The sequence below is a fragment of the Stenotrophomonas maltophilia group sp. RNC7 genome, from assembly GCF_030910085.1.
Taxonomy (GTDB): Bacteria; Pseudomonadota; Gammaproteobacteria; order Xanthomonadales; family Xanthomonadaceae; genus Stenotrophomonas; species Stenotrophomonas sepilia.
This window is the reverse complement of sequence record NZ_JAVFVN010000114.1, coordinates 1-399: the sequence shown is the minus strand read 5'-3', so window position 1 is coordinate 399 and position 399 is coordinate 1. Positions and strand designations below refer to the sequence as shown.

Below are 399 nucleotides of genomic sequence, written 5' to 3'. Positions count from 1 at the left end.
AATCCAATATATAGTCGAAGAAGCTGTTGCCTCTGGCATTGAAGATATCATTATAGTAACTGGCAAAGGTAAGAGGGCTATTGAGGATCATTTCGATAGTGTTTTTGAGCTAGAATACAAATTGCGGGAAAGTGATAAGCTGACATTGTTAAATGAAGTACAGAAGTCATCCGAGTTAGCCGACATCCATTACATAAGACAAAAGGAGCCCCGCGGATTAGGCCACGCTATCTGGTGTGCTCGAAAGTTTATTGGTGATGAGCCTTTTGCCGTGCTGCTCGGAGATGATATTGTTGAAGCGGATACACCTTGCCTGAAACAAATGATAGATATTTACGAAAAGCATGAAGCTTCCATCGTCGGAGTACAGCCTGTTCCTTGGGAAGAAGTATCTCGTTA

The 399-nt window shown here is 42.4% G+C and carries 1 protein-coding gene; it reads left to right on the top strand.

Annotated features, from left to right (window positions below):
* Positions 1-399: sugar phosphate nucleotidyltransferase (locus tag RCF13_RS01250; RefSeq protein WP_308140749.1), on the top strand; the 399-nt coding region annotated here is incomplete at both ends.